Raw genomic sequence first — 21,094 nt, 5'->3', positions numbered from 1 at the left:
TTTCCGTGCCGGCCGCTGCGGGCGATGGATTTGCGGCAGCCCGCATGCTAGCGGCAGGGCATGGAAATCTGGGTCCTCATCACGATCGCGGCGGCCTTCCTCCAGAACGTCCGCTCGGCCATGCAGAAATATCTGAAAGGGGCGATGGGCACGACGGGCGCGACCTTCGTGCGCTTCGGCTTCGGCATGCCCTTCGCGCTCCTCTACATGGCGGTGCTCGTGCTTGCGCTTGCGCGGCCCCTGCCGGTCCCGAACGCTTCCTTCTTCCTCTGGGCGGTCGTCGGCGGCGTCGGGCAGATCGCCGCGACCTTCCTGCTCGTCCACCTCTTCTCGTTCCGCAATTTCGCGGTCGGCACCGCCTATTCCCGCACCGAGCCGGCTCAGGCCGCCCTCTTCGGCCTCGTCTTCCTGGGCGAGCGGGCTTCCCCCGGTACGCTGGTCGCCATCGCGATCTCGGTCGCCGGCGTCATGGTGATCTCGGTTGCCCGCAGCGTCGTTTCCCTGCGCTCGCTCCTCACCTCGGTCTTCACGCGCACGGCGGCGATCGGGCTCCTCTCCGGCACGTTCTTCGGCGTGTCGGCCGTCGCCTACCGGTCGGCCTCGCTCGCGCTGGCGCCAAGCCTGCCCGCGCCGGACTACGTGATGCAGGCGAGCTATACGCTGTCCTTCGTCATCGTGCTGCAGACGGCGCTCATGTTCGGCTGGATGCTGCTGCGCGAGCGCGCGGAACTGCCGCGGATCGCCCGGGCCTGGCGGCCGGCGCTGCTCGTCGGCTTCGTCGGCGCGACGGCCTCCTTCGGCTGGTTCATGGCCATGACGCTGCAACAGGCGGCGGTGGTGAAGGCGCTGGCGCAGGTCGAGATGCTCTTCACCTTCGCCTCCACGGTCCTCGTCTTCAAGGAGCGCATCAACCGGCTGGAGATCATCGGCTGCGCGCTCATCGTCGTCGGCGTGCTTGCGCTTGTCATCTATGGTTGAGCACCTTTACCCCGGCAACCTTCTACGCTAGCTTGCCGCCGGCTGGCATGGGGCATGAGGGGATCAGGGGCGAATGGGCGGTTTCACGCGAAGTATTGGGGAATTCTTGCTGCTGCTCGGCGTGATCTACGCGGCGACCGTGGCGATCTACTTCATCCTCGGTTTCGCCATCACCTGGCTGAACGACCGCAACCCAGACCGGCGCATCCAGAAGAACCGCCGCGGCGAGAAGCGCAAGATGGCCGAAATCCGTCTGAGCATGGCGTCGATCTTCGTGACGTGCCTGTCGGTCTCGATCGGCCTCTTCGCGCAGCACAAGGGCTGGACATGGACGCCCTGGGCGTTTTCCTGGTGGACGGCGGTGCCGCTCTTCCTGCTGTGCATGGTGCTCTTCGACACGTGGTTCTATTTCGCCCATCGCCTGCTGCACACCAGGGCGTTCTACCGTTTCCACCTGGAGCATCACCGCAGCGTCGCACCGACCGTCTGGAGCAACGATTCCATCGGCCTCGTCGATACCGCCCTGTCCCAGGGTTTTTATGCGGCGATCGTCTTCATCGTGCCGTTTCCGCCGGTGATCCTGCTGGCGAACCGGCTCTTCGACCAGGTCAACGGCACGTTCGGCCATGCGGGCTTCGAATATTTCGCCTCGAAGTCCGCGCGCTATCCCTCACCCATGCTGTGCACGACCTACCACGACCAGCACCATGCGGAATTCAAGTACAATTTCGCGAACTACTTCTCGTTCTGGGATCGCGCCATGGGCACGATCTCGCCCGTCTACGACAAGCGCGTCGAGACCTTCGAGAAGGAGGCAGAGCCGCTGAAGCTCACGCTCGGCGGGGAAATGGCGCCGCAGGGCGGCGACGCCTCCGCCTGATCAGGGAACGATCAGCGTGCCTGCGCCGTGCTCGGTGAAGATTTCGAGCAGCACCGAATGGGCCGTCTTGCCGTTGAGGATGACGACGCCCTGGACGCCCGCCTTGATGGCGTCGATGCAGGTCTCGACCTTCGGGATCATGCCGCCGGAAATCGTGCCGTCCTTGATGAGCGCGCGGGCCTCTGCGACGGAGAGCTCCTTGATGAGCTGGCCTTGCCGGTCGAGCACGCCCGGCACGTCCGTCAGGAAGAGCAGGCGCGTCGCGCTGAGCGCGCCGGCGATGGCGCCGGCGAAGGTATCGGCATTGATGTTGTAGGTGTGGCCGTCGCGGCCGGGCGCGACCGGCGCGATGACCGGGATCATTTCCGATTTGGCCAGAAGGTCGATGAGCGTGCGGTCGACCTCGACCACCTCGCCGACGAAGCCGAGGTCGAGGATGCGCTCGATATTGCTGTCCGGATCGACGACCGTCTTCTTGGCCTTTTCGGCGAAGACCATGTTGCCGTCCTTGCCGCAAAGCCCGATCGCCCATTCGCCCGTCTGGTTGATGAGCGCGACGATCTCCTTGTTGATGGAGCCTGCCAGCACCATCTCGACGATCTCGACCGTCTTCTCGTCGGTGACGCGCAGCCCCCCTTCGAATTTCGATTCGATGCCCATCTTGGTCAGCATGGCGCCGATCTGCGGGCCGCCGCCGTGCACGACAATCGGGTTGACGCCCGATTGCTTGAGGAGCGCGATGTCGCTCGCGAACGCCTTGCCCAGCTCGGGATTGCCCATCGCATGGCCGCCATATTTTACCACGATGGTCTTGTTCTCGTAGCGCTGCATGAAGGGCAGGGCCTGGGCGAGAAGGCGGGCTTGGGTTTCGCTTTCGGATAGGGACATGGCGGCCTCGTGGGAATGGGTGGGCGCCTGTTTAACGCATGTTTCGTGACGATGGAATGATCCGTCGGCCACATTGCGGAAAAGAGAGCGCGGTGGCCGGGAGCGTTGGCAAGGAAGGCCGTTGGGGAATATGATGCGCTCCTCATGCGTTTCCATGAGCAAAAGCGTTTCCGCGTGCCTATATAGGAAGTGCGAGGCTCCGTCCTCGCGGCGATCCTTCGAAACGAGAGAGTGCATGAGCCGATGACGGCGTCCGACCGAGAAATGAGGGAACCCTGCTGCGACGAGGTGATCGCGGGCGAATACGTGCTTGGGGTGCTTTCCGCCGAAGACCGCCGCAAGGTGGAGGCGCGCCTGGCAAGGGACCGCCAGTTCGCCGCCATGGTGAGCCGCTGGGAGGAGAACCTTTCCGCCTTCAACGACGACTACGAGGCGCTGCACCTGCCGCCGGGCGCCCGCCTGCCCATCGAGCAACACCTTCTCGGCGCCGTCCCGCGCGATGCCGTCCTGTCGGGCAGGGTCGCCGGCGGCTGCTGGCATTCCCTGGCGCTCTGGCGCGCGCTGGCCTTCGCCTCGCTCGCGGTCGCCGCCGGCCTCGCCGTGTCGATGAGCGCGCTGCTTGCGCCGCGTCCCGTGAACGGCGGCCGGCTGGTTGCGGACCTGACGGGCGAGGGCGCCGCGGTCAACCTGGTGGCGCGCTACGACGATGCGAGCGGTGCCGTGCGCGTCACGCCCGTCGCCGGCGGCGCGGAGAAGGAGAAGTCGCTGGAACTCTGGCTCGCCGAGGAAGGCAAGGCGCCCGTCTCGCTCGGCGTCCTGCCGCAGACGGGAGAGGGGGAGCTTGTCGTGCCGGTCGAGACGCGTGCCCGCCTCGTGCAGGGCGCAACGCTCTCCGTCAGCGTCGAGCCCTTCGGCGGCTCGCCCACCGGCAGGGCGACCGGGCCGGTCATCGCTTCGGGCGCCGCACGGTTCGACTGAGCCTCAGGCACGCCGCAAGACCGCCCGACACTTCGCGTGGGAACGCTTCAGCGCGCTATCGCGGTGATGATCGCGCCGCGCAGTTCGTCGAGCCCGCGGCCCTTCTCCGACGAGGTGGCGAGCACTTCGGGATAGGCGGCGGGACGCTTGGCGATCGTCTGCAAGGTCTCCTCGACGAGGCGCGGCACGCCGGCGTCCTTGATCTTGTCGGTCTTGGTCAGCACGACCTGGTAGGAGACGGCCGCCTTGTCGAGCAGGGCGAAGACTTCCTCGTCGTTCTTCTTGATGCCGTGGCGGCTGTCGACCAGCACATAGACGCGCTTGAGCGTCGAGCGGCCGCGCAGGTAATCGAAGACCAGCTTCGTCCAGGCGTCGACCTGCTCCTTCGGCGCCTGCGCATAGCCGTAGCCGGGCATGTCGACGAGCGCCATCGGTGGCAGGTCGTCTTCCGCGCCCGAAAAGCCGTCCGGCACGAAATAATTGAGCTCCTGCGTGCGGCCGGGCGTGTTGGAGGTTCGCGCCAGGCCCTTGTGCCCGACGAGCGCATTGATCAGCGACGATTTCCCGACATTCGAGCGGCCGGCGAAGGCGATCTCCGGCGGGCCTTCCGGCGGCAGGAATTTCATGGCCGGCACGCCGCGGATGAAGATCCACGGCCTGCCGAACAGCGGCTTGTCGTCCGGCGACGTCGTCTCGGTCATTGCGTCTTGCCTTTGTTGTCAGGCCCTTCGCTTCCGGGTTTTGGCCGCGAAAGTCAAGCGCGCCGCCGCCCGGGGGACGAGGCAAAAGAAAACCCCGGCGCGGGGGCCGGGGTTTTTCTCGTCGGTCGAAGATGCCGTCAGGACGATTTGGCTTTCCTGCCGAAGAGGCCCTTCAGGTTGTCGAAGAGCTCGATTTTCACGCCGTGGCGCTTCATGATGATGCCCTGCTGGATGATCGAGAGCAGGTTGTTCCAGGCCCAGTAGATGACGAGGCCGGCCGGGAAGGTCGCCAGCATGAAGGTGAAGATCAGCGGCATCCAGTTGAAGATCATCGCCTGGGTCGGATCCGGCGGCGTCGGGTTCATCCGCATCTGCAGGAACATCGTGATGCCCATGATGATCGGCCAGACGCCGATGAGCAGGAAGTGCGGCACGTCGTAGGGCAGCAGACCGAACAGGTTGAACAGCGACGTCGGGTCCGGCGCGGAAAGATCCTGGATCCAGCCGAAGAACGGCGCATGGCGCATCTCGATCGTGACGTAGATCACCTTGTAGAGCGCGAAGAAGACGGGGATCTGCAGGAGGATCGGCCAGCAGCCCGCGAGCGGGTTGATCTTCTCTTCCTTGTAGAGCTGCATCATCGCCTGCTGCAACGCCATGCGGTCGTCGCCGTGCTTGGCCTTCAGCTCCTCCATCTTCGGCTGGATCTTCTTCATATTGGCCATGGAGGCGTACTGCTTGTTGGCCAGCGGGAAGAAGAGGCCCTTGACGACGATCGTGGTGAGCAGGATCGCGATGCCGAAGTTGCCGAAGTAGCGGAAGAAGAAGTCCATCATCTGGAACATCGGCTTGGTGAAGAACCAGAACCAGCCCCAGTCGATCATCAGGTCGAAGCGCGGGATGGAATAGGACGCTTCATACTGGTCGATGATCGGCACTTCCTTGGCGCCGCCGAAGAAGAGGTTCTTGACCTCGATCGTCTGGCCGGGCGCGACGGTGATGTCGTCCTGCCGGTAGTCCGCCTGGTAGCGCGGTCGGCCGTCCTGGAAATAGGAGAAGCGCGTCTCGTAGGGCGTTCCCTGCGGCGGCACGAGCGCGGTCGCCCAGTACTTGTCGGTGATGCCGAGCCAGCCGCCGGTCGCCTTGCCGGGCGCGACGGTCGTGTCCTCCTCGGTCTCGCTGTACTTCACCTCGTGCAGGCCGAGATCGCCGAGCACGCCGATGAAGCCCTCGTGCAGCACGTAGACGGACGGGTCGGACGGCTTGAAGAAGCGGGTCGAGCGGCCGTAGGGCGACAGCGCGACCGCCGCTTCCGTGCGGTTCTCGATGCTGTCGGTGACCTGGAACATGTAATGTTCGTCGACCGAGATGGTGCGGGTGAAGGTGATGCCCTTGTCGTTGGTATAGGTCAGCTTCACCGGCGTCGTCTGCGTCAGCTTGCCGGTGCCGTCCTGCGTCCAGACGGTCTGGGGTCCCGGGACCGGTCCGGTCGCCTCGCTGCCGACATAGCCGATCTCGGCGAAATAGCCGTGTTCGGTCTCCGCCGGGCTGAGCAGCGTGATGATCGGGCTCGTCTTGTCGACGGTCTCGTGGAACTCTTTCAGCCTCAGGTCGTCGAAGCGGGCACCCGTCAGGTTGATGGAGCCGGAGAGCGAAGGCGTGTCGATCTCGACGCGGGCGGACCGGGCGAGCGCCGCGTCGCGCGTTTCGGTCGTGGTCGCCGCTCCCGAGCCTCCCGGCAATGCGCCGCTCGTGCCGGTCGCGGTCGTCGTCGTGCCGCCGGACGTCGTCGTCTGCTGGCTCTGGGCTGCCTGCTGGGCTTCGAGCGCGGCGCGGTCCTTCTCCAGCTTGGGGTTCACGTAGAGGAACTGCCAGGCGACGAGGATCACCACGGACAGCGCGATCGCCACGAAATAATTGCGGTTGTTTTCCATCACTCTTTCCCGGGAGCAGCAGGGCGCTGCTGCTGCTTCTGTTTCTGTCTTGTCGCGATCCTGTCCCTGAGGCCGGCTTCAAGGGTTTTGAAGGGCGCGTTCAGCACGTCCCGTCTGGCGACAACCACATAGTCGTGTCCGGGCTCCATTGCAAACCCGGCGGATAGCCGCACCGCCTCTTTCAGGCGCCGGCGCATGCGATTGCGTTCCACGGCGTTGCCGTGCTTCTTGGTGACGGTGAAGCCGACGCGGGGCGGTTCGTCCGGCATCTGCCGGTCGCGTACTTCGAGAAGGAACATGGGTCCCTTGCGCTTCTCGCCCTCGCGCACAAAAAGAAACTGCGGACGGCTTTTCAGCCGTCCGACAGCGGATTTCTCAACAGTTTTCGTCATTGCCCGTCGCCTCTGTTCGGGCAGGCACGGCCTTAGGCCGAGAGACGTGCGCGGCCGCGGGCGCGACGTGCGGACAGGACCTTGCGGCCGCCCTTCGTAGCCATGCGGGCGCGGAAGCCGTGACGACGCTTGCGGACAAGCTTGGAGGGTTGGTAGGTACGCTTCGACATTTATTTAATACCGCGGTGTGCGGCCCTTCTTGGGTTTGCGTTACGCAAGGAGCGCTTCGGCCCGGCATAGCCTATCCCTCGCAGGAAGGCGCGCTTTCCGGACGTGCGCGGCTTATAAGGGCAAAGCCGGTCGAAAGTCAATTGCGGGCGCGCCCGCATGGATTCCTGTCGCAATCGTTAATGCTAAATCAATTCTCGGTTGTTCCTTGATTGCGTTTCGGCATGCCTCCTGCCGTAGGGTGAGGCGGAATACCTTGGATTCCCCGGCATACGCAATATTAGTCACGAAGAATGTTCCTATTCTTCGGGTGGTTGCATCAAAGTCTAGTTAACTTTTAGCGTTTACCGTTCCTGCCAGGTGGAGGGGCGTGTGCCGCCTCGCCGATCCGCTACGGTTTCCTTGGAGTGCGACGTGAAGATACGCGGCAAGATTTATCTCATCGTGGGCGTGATGGGTCTCATCTCCGTCCTCATCGGCGGCATTGCCGTGCATGTGGTCTCGGAGTACAGCGACAAGCTCCGCCAGTACGAGAACGCGGCCGACCGCGCCTTCCTCGGCGAGCACCTGAACCGCCAGGTCACGGCCGTCGTCATGGAATCGCGCGGCATCTACGCCTCCAAGGATGTGGAGGCCGCCAAGAAATTCGCCGAGGGCATCGGCAAGGAACTCGACGGCATCGACGAGACTCTGAACAGGTGGCGCCCCATCGTGCCGGAAGAGCAGAAGGCGGCCTTCGACGCCGTCGTTGCGCGCGCCGCCGAATTCCGCGCCTTCCGCACGGAGACCGCGCGCCTCGGCACCGAGGTTTCGCCCGCGGCCGCCAACGAGCAGGGCAACAACGAAAGCAACCGCGCCAACCGCAAGGCCTTCCAGAAGGAGATCGACGCCGTCGTGCAGACGGACAACGAGAACCTGACCGCGATCAAGGCCGATGTGGCGGCCTTCGAGACCCTCATGCTGACGCTGGTGCTCGGCACCGTCGGCGTCGGCCTGGTGCTCGGCGGCGGCACCGCGTTCTACATCGCGACCAACGAGCTGAGCCGTCCGATCCAGAACGTGACGGACACGATGAACCGGCTGGCCGGCGGCGACCTGGAGACCGAGGTGCCCTATGCCGGGCGCAAGGACGAGATCGGCGAAATGGCCGCTGCCGTCGCCGTCTTCCGCCAGAACGCCATCACCGTGCGCGACCTCAACGCCCAGGAACAGATCCTGCGCGAGAAGAGCGCCGATCTCCAGTCCTCGATCGCGACCGTCGTGCATGCGGCGGCGGCCGGCGACTTCAGTTCGCGCATCGGCAAGGACTACCAGAACGACGACCTCAACCGCTTCGCCAACAGCGTCAACGAACTCGTCGCCGGCGTCGAGGAGGGTATCGCCGAGACCCGCCGCGTCATCGGCGCGCTGGCCGAGGGCGACCTGACGCAAACCATGGACGGCAGCTTCCGCGGCGCCTTCGCCGAACTGCAGCAGAACGTGAACGCGACGCTTGCAACGCTTCAGCGCACCATGCGCGAGGTACGCGCTTCGACCGATGCGATCAACGCCAATTCCGGCGAGCTGCGCACCGCTTCCGACGACCTGTCCAAGCGCACCGAGCAGCAGGCCGCGGCGCTGGAGGAAACCTCGGCCGCGCTCGAGGAGATCACCGCCGCCGTCAAGCACTCCACGGAGCGCGCCAACGAGGCGAGCCTCATGGTCGGCGAGGCGACGCAGAGCGCCAAGCAGTCCGGCGATATCGTGCGCAATGCCATCGACGCGATGGGGCGCATCGAGCAGGCGTCCAGCGAGATCAGCCAGATCATCTCGGTGATCGACGAGATCGCCTTCCAGACCAACCTGCTGGCGCTCAATGCCGGCGTCGAGGCGGCCCGCGCGGGCGAAGCCGGCAAGGGCTTTGCCGTCGTCGCGCAGGAAGTGCGCGAACTTGCCCAGCGCGCGGCGAGCGCCGCCAAGGACATCAAGGGCCTGATCACCAAGTCCGGCGACGAGGTGGCCGTCGGCGTCAAATACGTGCAGGAGACGGGCTCGGCGCTCTCCGATATCGAAGGCCGGGTCGTCACTATCAACGAGCGCATCCATGCGATTGCCACGGCCGCCCGCGAGCAGGCGACGGGCCTTCAGGAGATCAGCACCGCCATCAACCAGATGGACCAGGTCACCCAGCACAATGCCGCGATGGTCGAGGAGACGTCGGCCGCCACGCACAAGCTCAAGGGAGAAGCGGACGGCCTCGCCGATCTCGTCGCCCGCTTCCGCACCGGCGATGCCGTGCAGCGCGTGGCCGTCGTGCGCACCGAAACCCGGCCCGTCGAATCGCCCGCGCGCCGCATGATCGGCAATGTCGCCCGGGCCTTCGGCGGCAACCGCGCCGCCGCGACGGCAACGGCGGCCCAGGAGAACTGGGAAGAGTTCTGATCCGAAGCGGATCGGCTGATCGGGCGCGGCGGTCTTCGATCGCCGCGCCCTGCTTTTGCGCCGGCGTTGGAAAAATCGCCGCAATCTCCTATAATTGGCTGTCGGCCATGGCCGAAGGTGCGTCGTCGATCCCTGGGTCGCGATGTCGAGCGCCGCTTGCGGCAGTCCGGGGAGTTGAGACATGGTGGACAGAGACGGGTCGCCGTCCTTGACCGAAACGCCGGTGCCGGCGGTCGGCTTCCTGTCCGGCCTGTCGGGCAAGCTCCTGCTCCTTACCGCCGTCTTCGTCCTTATCGCCGAGGTGCTGATCTTCGTGCCCTCGGTCGCCAACATGCGGCTGATGTGGCTGCGCGACCGGCTGAACACCGCAGCCGCCGCCAGCGTCGTCATCGAGGGCCTGCCGGATCAGGAACTGCCGCGCGCCGTGCAGGAGGAGACGCTGCTGGCGACGGGCACCAAGGCGATCGTGCTGAAGAAGCAGGACGCCTCGCGCATGGTCGCCGCCGTCGACATGCCGCCGAGCGTCGATGCGCAATACGATCTTTCCGACGTCTCGACGCTGACCTCCGTCTACGACGCCTTCGACACGCTGCTTTTCGGCGGCGACCGCATCATCCGCGTCTACGGCCCGGTGGGCGAAACGAGCACGCGGATCGAGCTCCTGCTGGACGAGGGCGCGCTGCGCCGTGCCATGCTGCGCCATGCGCGCAACGTCTTCATCCTGTCCATGGTCATCTCGCTGGTCACGGCAAGCCCGATCTTCTTCGCGCTCAATCGCCTGCTGATCCGCCCGATGCGCCGCATGACCGCGAACATCCGGGAATTTGCCGCCGATCCTTCCAATCCGGCCCGCGTGCTGGAACCCTCGGGCGGACGCGACGAGATCGCCGTCGCCGGCATCCATCTTGCGGCCATGCAGCAGACATTGCAGCGTACGCTGAAGGAGCAGAAGAACCTCGCCGACCTCGGCCTCGCGGTGTCGAAGATCAACCACGACATGCGCAACATCCTGTCCTCGGCCCAGCTCATGTCGGACCGCCTGTCGGATGTCGACGATCCGGTGGTCAAGCGCGTCGCGCCGAAGCTCCTGCGCAGCATCGACCGGGCCGTGGGCTATACGAACGAGGTTCTCTCCTACGGCCGCATGCGCGAGCCGGAGCCGCGCCGACGCTTCGTCGCGTTGCGTCCGCTGGTCCAGGAAGTCTCCGAAGTGCTGGCGCTCGATACGCGCGGCGACATCGACTTCGTGGTGCAGGTCGAGCCGGGCCTGCAGGTCGATGCGGACAGCGAGCAGCTCTTCCGCGTCATCCACAATCTGTGCCGCAACGCGGTCGAGGCGCTGTCGCAGGATGCCGGCAGCGAGCGGCGCACCGTGCTGGTGACGGGCCTGCGCACCGGCAGCGTCGTCTCCATCGCGATCGACGACAACGGTCCCGGCATGCCCGTCAAGGCGCGCGAGAACCTCTTTGCCGCCTTCCGCGGCTCGGTGCGCTCCGGCGGCACCGGCCTCGGCCTTGCCATCGCCCGCGAACTGGTGCTCGCCCATGGCGGCACGATCGCGCTGGTGGAGAAGGCGACGCCCGGCACGCTTTTCCGCATCGAATTGCCGGACCGTCCCGTTCCGCTCGACGCCTTCCGCCACCGCGCCTGACCGCAAGTCCGCGTGCGGCGAAGGACGGCGGCTCGATGAAAAAAGTGCATTTTTCTCCGAAAGGCGCTTGCAATAAGCCGGCGTACCCTTTAGAGAACCGCCTCGCAGCCGGGCACGACGCCCCGCCGCTGCCAGCGCACCCGTAGCTCAGCTGGATAGAGCACCAGACTACGAATCTGGGGGTCAGGAGTTCGAATCTCTTCGGGTGCGCCATTCATATTCCCCGGCACGATCAATGATCTGAGGAACGGCGCTTCTCTCTTGGCGCTCGCCTTGCGGTGCCTGCCTGAGCCCGGCCACCCGGCATCGCGTTACAACCGCGCAAGGTCAGCCTGGGGAAAGGTCGATGTATGATCTTCCGGGATAACGTGGCGGGATAGATTTCGGATCCTAGAAGCGAAGAATCATGTTCGTGCCTAGGAGGCCGGTCTCAAGTTGCGAAAGCCTCCCCTTCTTGCCGATCAGATGTCGTCGTCCCGCCCGCCGGCGCAGGCTGGCGGAACGCCGGCGACCTCGCATTTTCCTGCCTGCTTCCGGCAGCAGGGCGCTTCCGTTCTTTCGATGAACCGAACCTTGCGGTGACGATACATGGCAATCCAGGAAAGTGATCTGTTCGCCGGCACATGGGCCTTCTTACGGGAGAACGGCGATAGCATCGCTCCCGTCCTCAGATTCCTGCCGAATGGCGTCGTCGGCGGCTACATCCACCCCTTCGAGCGCTGCTGGGCACTGGCGGACGGCAAGCTCCGCTTCCTGAACATCTATGGGCAGACGACCACCGAGTTCGGGGACCATGCCGAGGACGAGCACGGGCTGCTGCGCCTGAAGGGGCGTTCGCGCGTCGATCCCGGCACGGTGCATGTGCTCGAGCGGGCGGCGATGCCGAGCGCGCGCGACTTCGGGCAGGCCGCGTCGGATGACGTTCCGCAGTTTCGCATCGCCGAATCTGTCGGCCGAGGGCGGCGCCGCAACCTGGTGGTCCTTCGTGCGAACGCGCACTCGCTGCACACCCAATGGCCGGCCAATATCGGCGAAGAGGACCGCAACTGGGACCTCTGCATCAGCTGGTACGGCCGGGAGCTGCCCGAAAACCTCGCCGGCTGGGAATATTTCACCCACCAGCCGAACGACCGCAAGTTCTCCGCCATCTACAAGCTCTTTCTGGAAGGCAGCCCGCTTCTCGACTACGAGAACATCTACATGCCGGACGACGACCTGATGACGTCGTGGGGCGATATCAACAAGCTGTTCAACATCTTCCGCCTCGGCGGCTTCGACATCGCCCAGCCTTCCCTCGTGCCGACCTCCTACGTCACCCATCCGGTGACGGCGCAGAATCCCGACTACGTGCTGCGCTATACGAGCTTCGTGGAGCTGATGTGCCCGGTCTTCACCCGGGCGTTCCTCAGGATCTGCCTGCCGACCTTCGAGGCGTCCTTCAGCGGCTTCGGTCTGGATCACATCTGGTCCCAGCTTGCCGGCCGCGTGCCGGGCCGCATCGCCATCATCGACGATATCGCCGTCGCCCATACGCGCCCGCCGAACAAGAACTACGACGTGATCGCCGCGATCATGGAGGAAAGGTCCATGGCCGGCCTCTACCGCTCTTCGAAATCCTACGAGACGTTCGGCGGCATCGGGCGCAAGTACACGTTCGGATAACGGGACCAGCGGGGAATAGAGGGATGCAGTTCAAGCCGAAAGCCGTCATTCTCGCCGGGGGACTGGGCACCCGGCTGGCCGAGGAGACCGCCACCAAGCCGAAACCCATGGTGGAGATCGGCGGACGCCCCATCCTTTGGCACATCATGAAGATATACAGCGCCCACGGCATCAATGACTTCATCATCTGCCTCGGCTACAAGGGCCATGTGATCAAGGAGTATTTCTCCAACTACTTCATCCACATGTCCGACATCACGATCGACCTGCAAAACAACAGGATCGAGACCCACTCGGCAAAGGCGGAGCCCTGGCGCGTGACGCTGGTCGACACCGGCGAGATGACGATGACCGGCGGGCGCCTCAAGCGGGTCATCTCCCATGTGCAGAACGATCCCTATTTCTGCCTGACCTACGGCGACGGCGTCGGCGATATCGACATCACCCGGCTCATCGATTTCCACAAGTCGAACGGCCTGCGCGCGACGGTCACCGGCACCCAGCCGCCCGGCCGTTTCGGCGCCCTGAAGCTGGACGACGACCGGGTGGTTTCCTTCCTGGAAAAGCCGGTCGGCGACGGCAACTGGATCAACGGCGGTTTCTTCGTCCTGACGCCGGACGTCGCCTCGCTCATCGCCGGCGACGAAACGACCTGGGAGCAGGAGCCGCTCGAAAGCCTTGCGCGCGACGGGCAGCTGGGAATCTACCGCCATTTCAGCTTCTGGCAGCCGATGGACAGCCTGCGCGACAAGACCCAGCTCGAAAAGCACTGGGAAAGCGGCAGGGCACCCTGGAAGATCTGGTAGGCGGGCGACGGCGCGGGGACTTCCTGCCCCCGGCAAAGATGGAGGCGGCGTTTCCGCGTGAGGAGAACGCCGGAGGCATTCACCAGGGCGGCTTCGCCCGAACAGGCAAGAGATGACCGTGAGCTTTGACGACGTATTTTCCGGCGCCCGCGTGCTGATAACCGGCCATACGGGTTTCAAGGGCGCGTGGCTCAGCACCTGGCTGATCAGCCTCGGCGCCAAGGTGTGCGGCTATTCGCGGGAAGTTCCGACGACGCCGTCGCTTTTCGATCTCGCCGGCCTTTCGGGCGAGGTGGACCATCATATCGGCGATATCCGCGATCTGGAGCGCCTGCGTGCGACGGTGCGCGCGTTCCGTCCGGACTTCGTGTTCCATCTCGCCGCCCAGGCGATCGTTTCGGTTTCCTACAGGGACCCGCTCGATACGATCACCAGCAACGTCACCGGGACTGCGAACGTGCTGGAGGTCCTGCGCGAGGTCGACTGGCGCTGTACGGCCGTCATCATCACCTCGGACAAGTGCTACGACAATGTCGAATGGGTTTGGGGATACCGCGAGACGGATGCGCTCGGCGGCAAGGACATCTATTCGGGCTCGAAGGGCGCCGCCGAGCTGATCTTCCGATCCTACTACCACTCGTTCTTCAAGGGGCGGAACCATCCGGTGCGTCTTGCTACCGCCCGCGCCGGCAATGTCATCGGCGGCGGCGACTGGGCGGCCGATCGCATCGTCGCCGATTGCATCCGGGCCTGGGGAGAGGGGCGCGTCGTCGAGATCCGCTCGCCGGCCGCCACCCGGCCGTGGCAGCATGTGCTGGAGCCCCTGAGCGGCTATCTCACGCTCGCACGCGCGCTCGCCGCTTCGCAGGCGCAGGACGGGGAATCCTACAACTTCGGCCCCCGGGCCGAGCAGAACCGCACGGTCGTCGACCTGATCGGCGATCTCGGCCGCATCTGGGGCCTCGGCTCGGATGCGGAGGCCTACAGGACCACGGGCAACATCCCCTTCCACGAGGCGAGCCTGCTCAAGCTCAACTGCGACAAGGCCCTGCTCGACCTGAATTGGGAAGCGAACCTGAAATACGAGGAGTGCATCGCGTTGACGGGATCCTGGTACCGGCGTGTCCTGAAGGGCGGGGAGCAGGCGCTGGCCGTGACGCTGGAACAGATCGCCGGGTTCAACGCGCTCGCCGCCGAGCGCCGCAGGACCTGGGCATCGGCGGGCTGAAATGAGCGCACCGTTCCTGACCCCGCTGAAGCGAATCGCAACGCCCAAGGGCGACGTCATGCACGGGCTGAAGGCCGGCGATCCGGGCTATGCCGGCTTCGGCGAAGCCTATTTCTCCCTCGTCAACGCGGGCGAGACGAAGGGGTGGAAGCGACATTTCCGCATGACGCTCAATCTTGTCTGCGCGGCGGGCCGCGTCCGCGTCGTGGTGCGCGGGGAGGACGGCGGCGTCGTGCTGGATACACAGCTTTCCCCGGATGCAACGGAGCTTTACAATCGCCTGACGGTGCCGCCCGGCTATTTCGTCGCCTTCAAGGGCCTTGCGCCCGGTGCGTCGATGCTTCTCAACGTCGCCTCCATACCGCATGATCCCGACGAGGCCGAAACGCGGCCGACGACGTTTTTCGGAGGCGACCTTTGAACCACAGGCCGGTCCTGCTGCTCGGCGCATCGGGCATGCTCGGAAGCCGATTTGCCGCGCACCTTGCCGGCCGGCCGCTCGCGCTCGTTCCGCGCGAGGCGCTCGATGTGACGCGGCCGAGACATCTTGTCGATGCCATCGTCGCGACGTCCGCCGCCACCATCGTAAACTGCGTGGCGGATACCGACGTGGAGGGTGCCGAGGCCGAGCCGTCGCGCGCCTTCGCCGTCAACGCCCTGTTGCCGGGCCTGCTTGCGCAGGCCGCGCGCGAGATGGATGCGCTCCTCGTGCACTTTTCCTCCACCGGATGCTACGGCCGGGCGGCCGGCGGCGGCCTTGCGCCGCACTCGGATTTCTCCCCCCTTCATCCCACCACCGTCCATCACAAGAGCAAGGCAGCCGGCGAGGCCGCCATCCTTGAAGCCGGATGCCGGCACCTCGTTCTGCGGCTCGGCTGGCTTTATGGCGGCAGCATGGGGCACCGCAGGAATTTCGTCTGGGCGCGCATCCTCGAAGCCCGGCAGAAGCCGGAACTGTTCTCCGATCCCCATCAGATCGGTTCGCCGACCGATGTCGAGGATGTCGTGCGGCAGACCCTGCTTCTCGTCGACGAGCGCATGACCGGAAGCTTCAATTGCGTGGCGTCGGGCGCCGTTTCCCGCTTCGACTACGTTCGGCACATCCTTGCGTCCGCGGGCCTCTCGCCGGTGCTCGTGCCGAAGCGTTTCGACCGGCGGGCGCCGGTCTCGCCCAACGAGGCCGCGGTCAACGACAAGCTCACGCTGCTCGGCCTGAACAGGATGCCCGCCTGGGACGCGGCGGTCACCGCCTATGTCGAGGCGTTGCTAGCGGAAGAAGGGCGGTCTGCCGATGTCCGATGACCGGTTCGCCATCCTCGGCGGCGGCATAGCGGGCCTTTCCGCCGCCGCGCGCCTGCGCGAGCATGGCCTGGATGTGCCGGTCTTCGAGGCGAAGGACCGCCCCGGCGGCCTCCTCGACAGCTTCACGCTCGAAACGGCGGAGGGCCGCTGGACCTTCGACAACGCGGTGCACCTGTCCTTCGCCTCGGAGCCTGAGGTGCGCGCCGTGTTCGACCGCACGCCCTATCTCAGCCACGAGGCGCGCTCGCTGAACTGGGACGGCGGCCTGTGGATTCCGCATCCCGTCCAGAACAACATGTTCCCGCTGCCGGCCGAGGAGAAGGCCGACCTGATTGTCGACCTTTCCCGCCATCTGGCGCAGGTGCATGCCGATGCGCCCATCGCGACCTACCGCGACTGGCTGCTCCATCAATACGGCGAGAAGATCGCGGAACGCTGGCCGCTCCGCTATACCCGCAAATACTGGACGCTCGACGCGGGCGACCTGGGAATCGGCTGGATCGGCAACCGCATGCGCCGCGCCGACCTGCGCGAAGTCGTCTTCGGCGCCGTCAGCGACAACCCGCCAAACACCTACTATGTCTCGACCATGCGCTATCCGGAACGCGGCGGCTACAGGGCGTTCCTCGACCCTCTCCTCGAAGCGGCCGATATTCGCTGCGGCCTTCGTGCGGTCGAGGTGGACAACCGGCGCAACGTGGTCACGTTCGCCGACGGCCGGTCGCGGCCGTACCGGCGGATGATCTCCACCATTCCGCTGCCCGTGCTCGTCGCGCTGATGACGGATGTGCCGGATGACATACGGCGCCTGGCCGATACGCTGTTTGCGACCTCGATCGATATCGTCTCGATAGGGTTCCGAAAGCCGAACGTCTCGCCCAGCCTCTGGTTCTACATCTACGATACCGACATCCTCGCCTCCCGCGCCTACTCGCCGAGCATCAAGTCTGCGCACAATGCGCCGGAAGGCTGTTCTTCCCTGCAGTTCGAGATTTATTCATCGCGCGCAAGCGGGCACGGCCTTGCACCGGACGGGTTGGTCGAGAGCTGCATCCGGGCCGTCGAGGCAATGGGCCTTGCCGGACGGGAGGAGATCGCCCTGACGCATCACAAGCATCTTCCCTTCGGAAACGTCGTTTTCGATCTCGGCATGGAGGAGAGAAGGGACGTCGTGCGCGGCTGGGTCGAGAGCCAGGACATCCTTCTCGCCGGCCGCTTCGGCGAATGGGACTATCTGTGGTCCAACCAGGCCTTCATGTCGGGACGCGCCGCCGCCGATGCGCTCGCGCAGGCAGCCCGCTAGCCGGCCGAGTTCTGCCTTGCCCATATGGCGCACGACGAAGCCTCCCGCTTCCGCCAGGCCATGTTCCGGTGCGGTCGATCATTTCACGTCCGGCGGTAATCCGTTACTATGAATCCCGGCCTTGCGCGAAACATCGCCGGTTGCGGCCGGCAGGAAGGAGGCGATGCGTGATGGGTATCCTGTTCCAAGGCGCCGTTGCCGTCGTCTTTTCGATGGTGCTGCTCGTCCTGCTTTTGCTTTTCTGGCCCCGGCGGGAGGGCCTTCGCAGGATGCTGGGAAGCGGCAGCGCAGGCGGATCAAGCGTTGGCGCCTACGGCGCTTCGACCGACGGATGCAGCGGTCAGGACGGAGGAGGAGGCGATTGCTGAGCCGGGCGTCCGCAAAACCTTCGGCATGCGGTGCTCGGCAGGGCCGTGAGCGCGCATGAGGCGGCTTTATCATGTCGGCACATGCCCATTGTGCAATCAGGGCCGTCTCTTTCTCCAGAAGAACCTGAATGCTTCGGTGATCTATGCGCATTGCGAGGAATGCGAGCACGGCTATCGGTCGCCGGGGGACATCGGATTTCCGGATCGCGGATTCCTCACATTGACCGAGGACTATGACACCGACGACCCGACCCGCGAGGAGATTTCACGGTCGGAATGGGCGCGTGCCACCATCTGGTCCGAAACTGTTCCCGATGAGAATCCCTGACGGGCAGCCTTGCCGGCGGCAGCCGCCCGGTCGGGCGGCGTGGCCGATATGCCACGCGGATCGGTCTCTCGTGATGTGCCGTTCCGCCATGCCGCACGGCTTCTCTTCAAAACTGTGCGTTGCTCGGCTAAGCAGGGGCGAACGGTGCGTGCACAGCGCCGGCGAAAACAGGAAAGCGGAAGGAAGCGGGACATGACGAACCGCGAGATGCCGCGCGTATTGCGTCGCGTGATCTTCGCCGGGCTTCTGGCGCTTGCCGGCTGCGCCGGCCGGCCGGAAGGCGTGCTGGTGCCGAGCGGCGAGGTGCCGCCCGGGGTCTCCACCGTCGACCTGCTCGTCGCCACGACGCGTGCGCCTTCGAGCCAGCCGGGCGTGCTTTTCTCCGGCGAGCGCGGATCCGAGCTTGCCCTGAGCGACATCGTCGTCTCGATCCCGCCGGACGGCAAGCGCAAGATCGGCCAGGTGCAATGGCCGGCGAAGCTGCCGGCCGACCCGCTGAAGGACTTTTCCACCGTCAGCGTGAAGCCGATCGACGGCGCCAGGGCCGGCCGCGCCTGGCTCGACCGCAACCTGCCGAAGAGCCGCCGCGTGCTCGTCTTCGTGCACGGTTTCAACAACCGTTACGAGGATGCGGTCTATCGCTTCGCGCAGATCGTGCACGATTCGAAGACCGATGCGGCGCCGGTGATCTTCACCTGGCCCTCGCGCGCCAGCATCTTCGATTATTCCTACGACAAGGAAAGCACCAACTATTCGCGCGACGCGCTGGAGGAGATGCTGCGGGCAGCCGTCGAGACGCCCGAGGTGGGCGAGATCACCATCATGGCCCATTCCATGGGCACCTGGCTTGCGGTGGAGACGCTGCGCCAGATGGCGATCCGCGACGGGCGCGTGCCGAAGAAGATCCAGCAGGTCATTCTCGCCTCGCCCGACCTCGACGTCGACGTCTTCGGCCAGCAGCTGCGCGCGATCGGCGAGGACAGGCCGCACTTCACGCTTTTCGTCTCGCGGGATGACCGGGCGCTGACGCTGTCGCGCCGCATCTCGGGCAATGTCGACCGGCTCGGCCAGATCAATCCGGCGCAGGAACCCTATCGCACCATGCTGGAAAAGCAGGGCATCACCGTGCTCGACCTGACGGCGCTGAAATCCGGCGACCGGCTGAACCACGGCAAGTTCGCCGAAAGCCCGGAGGTGGTGCGCCTCATCGGCAATCGCCTGATCGACGGGCAATCCGTCACGGATTCGCAGGTCGGCTTCGGCGAACGGCTCGGCGCCGTTGCCCTCGGCACCGCACAGACCGTCGGCAGCGCGGCGAGCATCGTGGTGTCCACCCCGATCGCCGTCTTCGACCCGGTGACGCGCAAGAACTACGACGATCAGTGGCGGCGCCTCGGCAATTCCGTCGAGAACACGACGGTCACGGCCGTCGGACAATGAAAAGGCGGCCCTCTGAGGGCCGCCTCCATGCCGGGGAATGGCGTTACCGGACCCAGATCACCTCGCGGGTGCCCCGGTCGACGAGGACCGGACGTTCGTTGACATAGATGTAGCCGTAGTTCGGGTTCTCCGGCACTTCAACGATCTGCACCGTTTCCGGGATGACGACGCCGGCCTCGACCGGACCTTCCAGCACCACGGGTTCCAGCGGATGGCGCTCGACATAGGTGATCGTCTCTTCCGGGATGTCGGCCGAGATGCTGGCCGTCGTTTCCACCTCGGGCGCGTAGATCACCTGGCGGCTGTCGGTCCGCACGATGACCGGGCGGTTGTCGACATAGACGTAGGCGAGGTCTGGGTGATCCGGGATCGGCGTCAGCGTGACGGTGTCGTCGAAGCGCGTCTCGGCGGTCACCGGGCCTTGCAGGATGACGGGCGGCGTCGGGTTCTTCATCACATAGACGCGGGCCTCTTCCGGGACGGCCGCTTCCGCGCCGATGGCAAAGCCGGCCACGCCGCCGACGATCGCACCCACCGGTCCGCCGACGACGGCACCGGCGGCTGCGCCCGCTGCACCGCCGGCTGCGCCGCCGAGGGCTTCCTTGTCGCGGTCGTCCGCATGGGCGGCTGTCATACCGATGAGTGCCAGAGCGGCACCGGCCATCAGAATCTTACGCATGGTCTTCTCCTTCGAACGTTGGGTTCCACCCCTTCGGCGGAGACAACGTGGGATGTGCTTTTGTGTTCCGCGCCGTTCGCGGCAGCCCATCACGATCTGTAACGCGCGTTAACCGGCCCTCTCAGGCGATGTCCGGGTCGCGCCGGGCGATTTCGTAGTCCTCGTTGTGCACCTGCAAGCCCTCTTCCGTCACCACGACGATGCCGTAGGCGCCCGGTTCGTCCACCGAGAGCGACGTGTCCGGCGTGTCGAAGGGCATGGGCTGCTGGTGCACGGGGCTCTTGAAGATTGAAAAGGGGATGCCGCGATGCGAGCCGCCGATCGTGCGGTGCACGTGACCGGCGAAGATATGGCGGACATTGCCGTGCTTCAGCACGAGATCGTAGAAGGCGTCCTCGTTGCCCAGCCGGATCGCGTCCATGCCGGTAAAGCCCGTCTTGTGCGGCGGGTGGTGCATGAAGAGGAGGACCGGCAGGCCGTTCGCGGTGGAGAGCGCCCGGTCGAGCCAGGCGAGGCGCTTTTCGCAGAGATAGCCGGCATGGCTGAGCGGATAGTCGTAGGGCGGGGCGAAGAGCGTGTCGAGCAGCACGACGCGGCAATCGGCAAAGTCGATCACCTGCTGGACGAAACCGTTCTCGTCGGGCAGGACATGGGAAAAGGTTTCGAGGAACCGGTCGCGAAAGTCATGGTTGCCGATGGTGATGGCCGCGGGCGGCACTAGCAGCGAGAGGAGATCGCGCAGGCGCTCGTAGGACAGCGTGTCGGCGCGGTGCGTCAGGTCGCCGGTGAAGATCACCCGGTCGGCATCCGCATGGTAGCGGTTGACGTGCTCGATGCCGGCAAGCAGCCGCTGGTAAGGGTCGAGGCCGATGATCTTCGCGCCCTCGGGCACCATATGCAGATCGGTGAAGACGATGAGTTTGGTCATGGAGCGGTCTCGTGGCGGAACGGCGTCGGCGGGAAGCACTCTCGTAGCGCGCAAACCTC

General features: G+C 65.4%; 21 protein-coding genes and 1 tRNA gene. 15 read left to right on the top strand and 7 right to left on the bottom strand.

Translation table 11 applies throughout. The features are described from left to right. Positions 1 to 60: 60 nt before the first annotated feature. Positions 61 to 978, top strand: a complete 918-nt coding sequence (locus ACIIOY_RS10500; RefSeq protein ID WP_411034605.1) for an EamA family transporter — start codon at positions 61 to 63, stop codon at positions 976 to 978. A 106-nt stretch (positions 979 to 1,084) separates the two neighbouring features. After that, the gene (locus ACIIOY_RS10495) at positions 1,085 to 1,858 is read left to right on the top strand and encodes a sterol desaturase family protein (RefSeq protein ID WP_411034604.1); all 774 of its coding nucleotides are present in this window, start codon (positions 1,085 to 1,087) and stop codon (positions 1,856 to 1,858) included. Here ACIIOY_RS10495 and argB read toward each other — a convergent pair whose 3' ends face one another. Continuing rightward, complete coding sequence (gene argB, locus ACIIOY_RS10490; RefSeq protein WP_411034603.1) at positions 1,859 to 2,746, bottom strand: acetylglutamate kinase; 888 nt, start codon at positions 2,744 to 2,746, stop codon at positions 1,859 to 1,861. Between the two features lie 243 nt (positions 2,747 to 2,989). On the opposite strand from argB, the gene ACIIOY_RS10485 reads away from it, so the two are divergent. Further along, positions 2,990 to 3,724, top strand: a complete 735-nt coding sequence (locus ACIIOY_RS10485; RefSeq protein WP_411034602.1) for an anti-sigma factor — start codon at positions 2,990 to 2,992, stop codon at positions 3,722 to 3,724. A gap of 47 nt (positions 3,725 to 3,771) precedes the next feature. Here ACIIOY_RS10485 and yihA read toward each other — a convergent pair whose 3' ends face one another. From yihA to rpmH, 4 genes are all read right to left on the bottom strand, one after another. Further along, positions 3,772 to 4,425: a ribosome biogenesis GTP-binding protein YihA/YsxC gene (gene yihA, locus ACIIOY_RS10480; protein WP_411034601.1), complete on the bottom strand. Its 654-nt coding sequence runs from the start codon at positions 4,423 to 4,425 to the stop codon at positions 3,772 to 3,774. 137 nt (positions 4,426 to 4,562) lie between these two features. After that, positions 4,563 to 6,359, bottom strand: a complete 1,797-nt coding sequence (yidC, locus tag ACIIOY_RS10475; protein WP_411034600.1) for a membrane protein insertase YidC — start codon at positions 6,357 to 6,359, stop codon at positions 4,563 to 4,565. Continuing rightward, positions 6,359 to 6,751 (bottom strand): ribonuclease P protein component, encoded by a 393-nt coding sequence (gene rnpA, locus ACIIOY_RS10470; protein WP_411034599.1) that lies wholly within the window; start codon positions 6,749 to 6,751, stop codon positions 6,359 to 6,361. The genes yidC and rnpA overlap by 1 nt, the downstream gene beginning before the upstream one ends. Positions 6,752 to 6,783: 32 nt before the next feature. Next, positions 6,784 to 6,921, bottom strand: coding sequence for a 50S ribosomal protein L34 (gene rpmH / locus ACIIOY_RS10465; RefSeq protein WP_037405882.1), 138 nt, complete (start codon positions 6,919 to 6,921; stop codon positions 6,784 to 6,786). Between the two features lie 412 nt (positions 6,922 to 7,333). Between rpmH and ACIIOY_RS10460 the strand changes: the two genes are divergently transcribed. From ACIIOY_RS10460 to ACIIOY_RS10405, 12 genes are all read left to right on the top strand, one after another. After that, positions 7,334 to 9,340: a methyl-accepting chemotaxis protein gene (locus tag ACIIOY_RS10460; RefSeq protein ID WP_411034598.1), complete on the top strand. Its 2,007-nt coding sequence runs from the start codon at positions 7,334 to 7,336 to the stop codon at positions 9,338 to 9,340. Positions 9,341 to 9,521: 181 nt separating this feature from the next. Further along, positions 9,522 to 10,991, top strand: coding sequence for a sensor histidine kinase (locus ACIIOY_RS10455; protein WP_411034597.1), 1,470 nt, complete (start codon positions 9,522 to 9,524; stop codon positions 10,989 to 10,991). A gap of 136 nt (positions 10,992 to 11,127) precedes the next feature. Next, positions 11,128 to 11,204 (top strand) — tRNA-Arg (locus ACIIOY_RS10450). 375 nt (positions 11,205 to 11,579) lie between these two features. Further along, the gene (locus tag ACIIOY_RS10445) at positions 11,580 to 12,653 is read left to right on the top strand and encodes a DUF707 domain-containing protein (protein ID WP_411034596.1); all 1,074 of its coding nucleotides are present in this window, start codon (positions 11,580 to 11,582) and stop codon (positions 12,651 to 12,653) included. A 23-nt stretch (positions 12,654 to 12,676) separates the two neighbouring features. Beyond that, positions 12,677 to 13,459 (top strand): glucose-1-phosphate cytidylyltransferase, encoded by a 783-nt coding sequence (gene rfbF, locus ACIIOY_RS10440; protein ID WP_411034595.1) that lies wholly within the window; start codon positions 12,677 to 12,679, stop codon positions 13,457 to 13,459. A 112-nt stretch (positions 13,460 to 13,571) separates the two neighbouring features. Continuing rightward, positions 13,572 to 14,687 (top strand): CDP-glucose 4,6-dehydratase, encoded by a 1,116-nt coding sequence (rfbG, locus tag ACIIOY_RS10435; protein WP_411034594.1) that lies wholly within the window; start codon positions 13,572 to 13,574, stop codon positions 14,685 to 14,687. Between the two features lies 1 nt (position 14,688). Next, positions 14,689 to 15,108 carry a cupin domain-containing protein gene (locus ACIIOY_RS10430; protein ID WP_411034593.1) on the top strand — a complete coding sequence of 140 codons (420 nt, stop codon included), beginning with the start codon at positions 14,689 to 14,691 and terminating at the stop codon, positions 15,106 to 15,108. Then, on the top strand, positions 15,105 to 15,989 hold the full coding sequence (locus ACIIOY_RS10425) for an SDR family oxidoreductase (RefSeq protein ID WP_411034592.1): 885 nt from the start codon (positions 15,105 to 15,107) through the stop codon (positions 15,987 to 15,989). The genes ACIIOY_RS10430 and ACIIOY_RS10425 overlap by 4 nt, the downstream gene beginning before the upstream one ends. Continuing rightward, the gene (locus ACIIOY_RS10420; RefSeq protein ID WP_411034591.1) at positions 15,979 to 17,292 is read left to right on the top strand and encodes a protoporphyrinogen/coproporphyrinogen oxidase; all 1,314 of its coding nucleotides are present in this window, start codon (positions 15,979 to 15,981) and stop codon (positions 17,290 to 17,292) included. The genes ACIIOY_RS10425 and ACIIOY_RS10420 overlap by 11 nt, the downstream gene beginning before the upstream one ends. Before the next feature lie 170 nt (positions 17,293 to 17,462). Next, entirely contained in the window at positions 17,463 to 17,660 is a 198-nt protein-coding gene (locus ACIIOY_RS10415; protein ID WP_411034590.1) for a hypothetical protein, read from the top strand. A gap of 55 nt (positions 17,661 to 17,715) precedes the next feature. Then, entirely contained in the window at positions 17,716 to 17,988 is a 273-nt protein-coding gene (locus ACIIOY_RS10410) for a hypothetical protein (RefSeq protein WP_411034589.1), read from the top strand. 192 nt (positions 17,989 to 18,180) lie between these two features. After that, positions 18,181 to 19,428 carry an alpha/beta hydrolase gene (locus ACIIOY_RS10405; RefSeq protein ID WP_411034588.1) on the top strand — a complete coding sequence of 416 codons (1,248 nt, stop codon included), beginning with the start codon at positions 18,181 to 18,183 and terminating at the stop codon, positions 19,426 to 19,428. A gap of 43 nt (positions 19,429 to 19,471) precedes the next feature. Here the strand turns inward: ACIIOY_RS10405 and ACIIOY_RS10400 are convergent, their stop codons facing one another. Then, positions 19,472 to 20,107, bottom strand: coding sequence for a DUF1236 domain-containing protein (locus tag ACIIOY_RS10400; RefSeq protein WP_411034587.1), 636 nt, complete (start codon positions 20,105 to 20,107; stop codon positions 19,472 to 19,474). 121 nt (positions 20,108 to 20,228) lie between these two features. Next, positions 20,229 to 21,035, bottom strand: a complete 807-nt coding sequence (spdA, locus tag ACIIOY_RS10395) for a 2', 3'cyclic nucleotide phosphodiesterase SpdA (protein WP_411034586.1) — start codon at positions 21,033 to 21,035, stop codon at positions 20,229 to 20,231. Positions 21,036 to 21,094: the final 59 nt, after the last annotated feature.

Origin of the sequence: Shinella agrisoli, from assembly GCF_046557955.1 — a bacterium.
GTDB lineage: Bacteria > Pseudomonadota > Alphaproteobacteria > Rhizobiales > Rhizobiaceae > Shinella.
The sequence above is the reverse complement of the archived record's forward strand: the minus strand, read 5'-3'. Positions and strand labels throughout refer to the sequence as shown.

Coding starts and splice junctions, on each gene's coding strand:
- rfbG (WP_411034594.1), top strand. CDS start 13,572: ATGACCGTGAGCTTTGACGACGTATTTTCCGGCGCCCGCGTGCTGATA.
- ACIIOY_RS10410 (WP_411034589.1), top strand. CDS start 17,716: ATGAGGCGGCTTTATCATGTCGGCACATGCCCATTGTGCAATCAGGGC.
- ACIIOY_RS10400 (WP_411034587.1), bottom strand. CDS start 20,107: ATGCGTAAGATTCTGATGGCCGGTGCCGCTCTGGCACTCATCGGTATG.
- ACIIOY_RS10445 (WP_411034596.1), top strand. CDS start 11,580: ATGGCAATCCAGGAAAGTGATCTGTTCGCCGGCACATGGGCCTTCTTA.
- yihA (WP_411034601.1), bottom strand. CDS start 4,425: ATGACCGAGACGACGTCGCCGGACGACAAGCCGCTGTTCGGCAGGCCG.
- ACIIOY_RS10430 (WP_411034593.1), top strand. CDS start 14,689: ATGAGCGCACCGTTCCTGACCCCGCTGAAGCGAATCGCAACGCCCAAG.
- spdA (WP_411034586.1), bottom strand. CDS start 21,035: ATGACCAAACTCATCGTCTTCACCGATCTGCATATGGTGCCCGAGGGC.
- ACIIOY_RS10420 (WP_411034591.1), top strand. CDS start 15,979: ATGTCCGATGACCGGTTCGCCATCCTCGGCGGCGGCATAGCGGGCCTT.
- argB (WP_411034603.1), bottom strand. CDS start 2,746: ATGTCCCTATCCGAAAGCGAAACCCAAGCCCGCCTTCTCGCCCAGGCC.
- yidC (WP_411034600.1), bottom strand. CDS start 6,359: ATGGAAAACAACCGCAATTATTTCGTGGCGATCGCGCTGTCCGTGGTG.
- ACIIOY_RS10415 (WP_411034590.1), top strand. CDS start 17,463: ATGGGTATCCTGTTCCAAGGCGCCGTTGCCGTCGTCTTTTCGATGGTG.
- rnpA (WP_411034599.1), bottom strand. CDS start 6,751: ATGACGAAAACTGTTGAGAAATCCGCTGTCGGACGGCTGAAAAGCCGT.
- ACIIOY_RS10455 (WP_411034597.1), top strand. CDS start 9,522: ATGGTGGACAGAGACGGGTCGCCGTCCTTGACCGAAACGCCGGTGCCG.
- ACIIOY_RS10405 (WP_411034588.1), top strand. CDS start 18,181: ATGACGAACCGCGAGATGCCGCGCGTATTGCGTCGCGTGATCTTCGCC.
- ACIIOY_RS10485 (WP_411034602.1), top strand. CDS start 2,990: ATGACGGCGTCCGACCGAGAAATGAGGGAACCCTGCTGCGACGAGGTG.
- rpmH (WP_037405882.1), bottom strand. CDS start 6,921: ATGTCGAAGCGTACCTACCAACCCTCCAAGCTTGTCCGCAAGCGTCGT.
- rfbF (WP_411034595.1), top strand. CDS start 12,677: ATGCAGTTCAAGCCGAAAGCCGTCATTCTCGCCGGGGGACTGGGCACC.
- ACIIOY_RS10500 (WP_411034605.1), top strand. CDS start 61: ATGGAAATCTGGGTCCTCATCACGATCGCGGCGGCCTTCCTCCAGAAC.